This is a genomic window from Paraflavisolibacter caeni, assembly GCF_025628885.1.
Classification (GTDB): Bacteria; Bacteroidota; Bacteroidia; order Chitinophagales; family Chitinophagaceae; genus Flavisolibacter; species Flavisolibacter caeni.
Map to the genome: position 1 here is coordinate 1 of NZ_JAOTIF010000088.1, position 506 is coordinate 506.

Annotated in this window: 1 protein-coding gene; it reads right to left on the minus strand. The window is 50.2% G+C overall.

All coding sequences use genetic code 11. The features are described 5' to 3' along the window. The coding region (locus tag OCK74_RS27890; protein WP_279300403.1) for a condensation domain-containing protein at window positions 1-506 on the minus strand (506 nt) is incomplete at both ends.

The window sequence follows — 506 nt, forward strand, 5'->3', positions numbered from 1 at the left end:
GTGAGTTGCTCTTCTTCAAAGATTACTGCAATGTTATTAGGTGTTTGTAGTACCTGCTGTTCAAACAGGGAAACAATACTGTTGTCTTGGGGATAGTCTACTTCTGAAGCATTGAAGCCATGGAGCAGTTGTGCCTCCTCTTGCATTGAGAGCATATTGAGGCTGGCAATGCTTTGCTGGGGCTGCTGGACAATGGAATGCAGCAATGCTTTGAAGTGGGCCACCAACCGCTCGATGGTAGTAGATGAAAACAGGTCGGTTAAGTAGTTTACAGATCCCCTAAGTCCTTCAGGGGTGTGGCAAAGACTCAGGGTCAGTTCATATTTGGCCCTGCTGTGCTCAAAGCCTTCCCTTTCCAGTTGCACATCTCCCAGCTGCAGCCCTGGCACATCCGGGGTATTCTGCAACACCAGCATCACCTGGAACAGGGGAGAGCGGCTCAGGTCCCTTTCCCTGACCACTTCTTCCACCACCTTTTCAAAAGGCACCTCCTGGTGCTCATAAGC